Source organism: Nocardia sp. NPDC019219 (assembly GCF_040632645.1).
In the GTDB taxonomy this organism is placed as follows: domain Bacteria; phylum Actinomycetota; class Actinomycetes; order Mycobacteriales; family Mycobacteriaceae; genus Nocardia; species Nocardia sputorum.
Genome location: NZ_JBEYCG010000037.1, coordinates 1 through 5,072 on the forward strand (window position 1 = coordinate 1; position 5,072 = coordinate 5,072).

At 72.7% G+C, this 5,072-nt stretch carries 1 protein-coding gene; it reads right to left on the reverse strand.

Features of this window, described 5'->3' with window-relative positions:
• Window positions 1–5,070: SDR family NAD(P)-dependent oxidoreductase (locus tag ABZ552_RS34000; RefSeq protein ID WP_357441945.1), on the reverse strand; the 5,070-nt coding region annotated here is incomplete at its 3' end.
• Window positions 5,071–5,072 lie beyond the last annotated feature (2 nt).

Consider the following 5,072-nt stretch of genomic DNA (forward strand, 5'->3'; position numbering starts at 1 on the left):
AACCCCCAACAGCGGATCGAACTCCCCACACAACTCATCGAAAACCGCAGCAAACACCGGAAACGCCGCATACAACCCCGCCCCCATACCCACCCGCTGCGCACCCTGACCCGTGAACAAGAACGCGATCTTGCCGCCGACCGAAGCGCCTTCCGCCACCCCCGGTGACGAAACACCCGCCGCCAGGTCCGCCAGTCCGGTCAGCATGGCCTCGCGGTCGCCCGCGATGACGACGCCGCGCCGATCGAACCGCGTGCGCGTGGTCAGCAGGGTGTGCGCGACATCCGCCGGGTCCGCCTCCGGATGCGCCGCCACCCACTCGCGCAGCCGGGCGGCCTGCGCACGCAGTCCCGCTTCGGTTTTCGCCGACACCACCAGCGGCACCATGCCCGCGCCCGCGGCGGGACCGTCCGTGGTGACCGGCGCGGCGGCGTGCTCCGCGCCTGCGGCGGCCTCCTCGAGGATCAGGTGCGCGTTGGTGCCGCTGATCCCGAACGAGGACACACCGGCCCGGCGCACCCGGTCCACCGACGCGGGCCACGGCCGTTCCTCGGTGAGCAGCCGCACCGCGCCCGCCGACCAATCCACATGCGGCGACGGCGCGTCCACGTGCAAGGTCTTCGGCAACGTCTCGTGCCGCAGCGCCTGCACGATCTTGATCACGCCGCCGATCCCCGAGGCGGCTTGCGAATGACCGATATTCGATTTCAGGGATCCGACCCACAACGGTTCCGCGCGCCCTTGTCCGTAGGTCGCGATCAGCGCTTGTGCCTCGATCGGATCACCCAGCGGCGTCCCGGTGCCGTGTGCCTCCACCACATCCACATCCGCGGGCGCCAACCCCGCCGCGGCCAGCGCCGAAGCGATCACCCGCTCCTGCGACGGACCGTTCGGCGCGGTCAAACCATTGCTCGCACCGTCCTGATTCACCGCCGAACCGCGAATCACCGCCAGCACCTCGTGCCCCGCGCGCCGCGCGTCCGACAAACGCTCCAGCACCAGCACACCGACACCCTCGGACCAGCCCACGCCGTCCGCCGACGCCGAGAACGCCTTACAGCGCCCGTCGCGCGACAACCCGCGCTGACGGGAGAATTCCAAGAACATGAACGGCGTCGACATCACCTGCGCGCCACTGGCCAGCACCAGCGAACTCTCCCCTTGGCGCAGTGCCTGACAGGCCAGATGGATGGCCACCAGAGACGACGAACACGCCGTATCCACGGTTACCGCCGGACCTTCCAGACCCAGCGTGTAGGCGACCCGGCCGGAGAGCACGCTGCTGGTCGAGCCGGTGCCGACATAACCTTCCGCGATCGCGCCCGCGGCTTTGGCGATCTCCTCGTAGTCCTGGTACGACACGCCGGTGAAAACGCCCGCGTCGCTGCCGCGCAACGACGCCGGGTCGATGCCGGCGTGCTCCAGCGCTTCCCAGGACGCCTCGAGCAGTAAGCGCTGCTGGGGATCCATGGCCGCCGCCTCCCGCGGCCCGATCCCGAAGAATCCCGCGTCGAACTCCGCGACGTCGGAGAGGAAGCCGCCGTACCGCAGATACGAGGTCCCGGAATGGTCGGGATCGGGATGGAACAGCCGGTCCAGATCCCAGCCGCGGTCGGCCGGGAACTCGCCGATCGCGTCCGTTCCGGCCGCCACCAGCTCCCACAGCCCGTCGGGTGAGCTGACGCCGCCCGGGTACCGGCAGCTCATGCCCACGATCGCGATGGGCTCGTCGGTGCGGACGCGGCGTTTGACGCGGGCGGCGCGGCCCGCGTCCGCCTCGTCCCCGTCACCGACCCGGGAGCGCACGAACGCGGCCACGGCCGCGGCGGTGGGATGGTCGAACACCAGCGTGGACGGCAGCTGCACGCCGGTGGCCTTGGCGAGGCGATTGCGGAACTCCACCCCGGCCAGCGAATCGAAGCCGAGCTCGGTGAACGGCGCGGCGGGGTCGATGGCGTCGCCGGAGATATGGCCGAGCACACCGGCGACCTGTTCGCGCACGACGTCCAGCACGATCGCCGCACGCTCCTGTTCCGGCGCGGCGGCCAAGCGCCGCGCCAACGTCCCGCTCGTGTCGGCGGCCCGCCGCACGGGCACCGCGACGATCGACTGCAGCAGCCGCGGCAGCGCCCCTTCGCGGGCCTGCACCGCCAGCGCCTCGGTATCGAACTCCGTCGCGATCAGGACCGGCGACGGCGCGGCGAGGGCGCGATCGAACAGCGCCAAGCCGTCCGCCGTCGTCAACGGCCGCACGCCGAGCCGGCCCATCCGCGCCATCGCCGCGCCGCCCAGACCGCTGGTCATGCCGATGCTCTGGTTCCACGAGCCCCACGCGATCGATACCGCGGGCAGTCCCGCCGCGCGCCGCCGGAACGCCAGCGCGTCCAGGAACGCGTTCGCCGCAGCGTAGTTGCCCTGGCCGGGAGCGCCGACCGCACCCGCGACCGAGGAGAACAGCACGAAGGCCGCGAGGTCGCGGGTCAGCTCGTGCAGATGCCACGCGGCGTCGGCCTTCGACGCCAGCACCCGATCGAGCTGCCCGGCGGTCAAGGTCTCGATGGTGGCGTCGTCGAGCACACCCGCGGAATGGATCACCGCGCTGGGCGCGAATTCGCCGGGCAGTCCGGCCAGCAGCGCCGCGACCGCGGCCCGATCGCTCACGTCGCAGGCCGCTACGCGCACCCGCGCGCCCGCGGCGGTCAGCTCGCCGACCAGCGCGGCCACCCCGTCGGCGTGTTCACCGCGCCGCGACACCAGCACCAGTCGCCGCGCGCCGTGCGTGGCGACGACGTGCCGCGCCACCTCCGCTCCCAGTCCGCCGGTGCCGCCGGTGATCAGCACCGCGCCCGGACCGAACGAATCGCCGTCCGCCGTCACCGCCGCGTGCTGCTTGCGCAGCCGAGGGACGCGCAGTCCACCGCCGCGCACGGCCAGCTGCGGTTCGTCCGACCGCACCGCCGCGGTGACCATCTCGGCGGTGACGTCGTCCTCCGGACCGGCGTCCAGGAGAACGAACCGGCCGGGGTGCTCGGCCTGGGCACTGCGCACCAGGCCGCACACCGCCGCGCCCGCCGGGTCCGGCCGCTCGTCCGGCAGGCCGGCGGCTCCCCGCGTCAGGATCACCAGTCGCGCCTCGCGCCCGCGTTCCCCGGCCTGCCACGCCCGCAACAGCTCCAGCGTCGCCCGCAGCCAGGCTCGCGTCCGTGCCGGCACGTCGCTCCCTGCCCCGGTGGGCGACCACACGACGATCTCCGGCGCCTGGTCGCCGAGCAGATCGGCGAGTTCCTCGCCGCGGCGCTCGGCACCGGCCACCTCGGCGTCGCCGAGCAGCGCGACCGTCGCGGCCGTCCCGCCCGGGGCCGCAGGCACCGGGACCCATTCGATGTCCGACAAGGAGGCGCGCCGCCCGGCCCCGCGGCCGAGCGCCTCGGCATCCACCGGGCGAGCGGTGAGCGATTCCAGGCTCAGCACGGGCGCACCGGTGTCGTCGACGGCGGTCACCCGAACGCGTCCGGCGCCCGAGCGCTCCAGCCGCACCCGGACGGCGGCCGTCCCCGCGCGGTACAGCCGGACCCCGCCGAACGAGAACGGCAGCGGCAGCCTGCCCGCGGGCATGTCCTGGGCCAGTTCGGTGATCGCGGTGTGGAAGGCGGCGTCCAGCAGGGCGGGGTGCATCCCGAAAGCCGGTGCCTGGTCGCTCGATTCGGCTGGCAGCGACACCTCCGCGAGCAGGTCGTCACCGTCACGCCAGGCCGACGTGACGCCCTGGAACACCGGGCCGTAATCGAACCCGAGGCGCGCCAACCGGTCGTAGAGCCGGTCCACCGGCACGGGTTCGGCCTCGGCCGGCGGCCATTCCGCGTCCTCTGCCGAGGCGAACCAGCTCGATTCGACCCACGCGGGAACACCTTCCGTCCCGGGGGCGAGGACACCGTTGGCATGCGGCACCCACTCGCCCGCATCGGCATCCTCGGCCGCGACCGCGCGCGAATAGATGACGAACCGGCGCCCGCCCGCCTCGTCGGCGGGTTCGACGGTCAGCTGGACGTCGACCGCCGTGTCGTCGGCGAGCAGCAGCGGCGCCTCCAGCAGCAGTTCCTCGACGAGATCGGTGCCGAGCCGGGCGCCCGCGGTCAGCGCCAGTTCCACGAAGGCGGTGCCCGGCAGCAGCACCGACCCGAAGGCGACGTGGTCGGCCAGCCACGGATGCGTCCGCACCGACAGCCGGCCGGTGAACAGCCATTCGTCCCGCCCGGCCAACGGCACGGCGCCGGTGAGCATCGGATGATCCGACGACTTCAGTGACGGCTCGATCGCGAGCGGTTCCAACCAGTACCGCTGTCGTTGGAACGCATACGTCGGCAGGGCCACGCGGGTCAGCGGCCGGCCGGCGAACAGCGGCCGCCAGTGCACGTCGATACCGGCCGTGTGGGCGTGCGCGAGCATGGTGACGTACTGCGTCACCTCATCGGCCGAACGACGTGACGCGGCGGTCACCATCGACTCGGCTTCCACCTCCGGATGTTCGGCCAGGCACCGGCGTGTCGTCGCCGCGAGCACCGCGTCCGGGCCGATTTCGACGAAGCGGCGGACGCCGGCGGCCACCAGGGCGTCCACCCCCGGCGCGAACCGCACACAACCGCGCAACTGCTCGACCCAGTATCCCGGGTCGGTCAGTTCGGCCTCGGCGAGCACGCCGGAGACATTCGATACCACCGCGACGGTGGGCGTCCGGTACGTCAGCCGCTGGGCGACGGCGCGGAATTCGGCCAGCATGGGGTCCATCCGCGCGGAATGGAACGCATGGCTGACACGCAGCCGGGATGTCTTGACGCCCGCATCCGACAGCTGTCGCTCGACTTGATCGACGGCGTCCGCGTCACCGGAGATCACGACCGACGACGGGCCGTTCACGGCTGCCACCGACAGCGCGTTCCCGTGCGCGGCGATGAGCTCGACGGCGCGCTGCTCGGTCACCGCGGCGGCGAGCATGGCGCCGCCTTCGGGCAACCCACCCATCAACCGCCCCCGCGCCGCCACCAACGCACACGCATCAGCCCTCGACCACACCC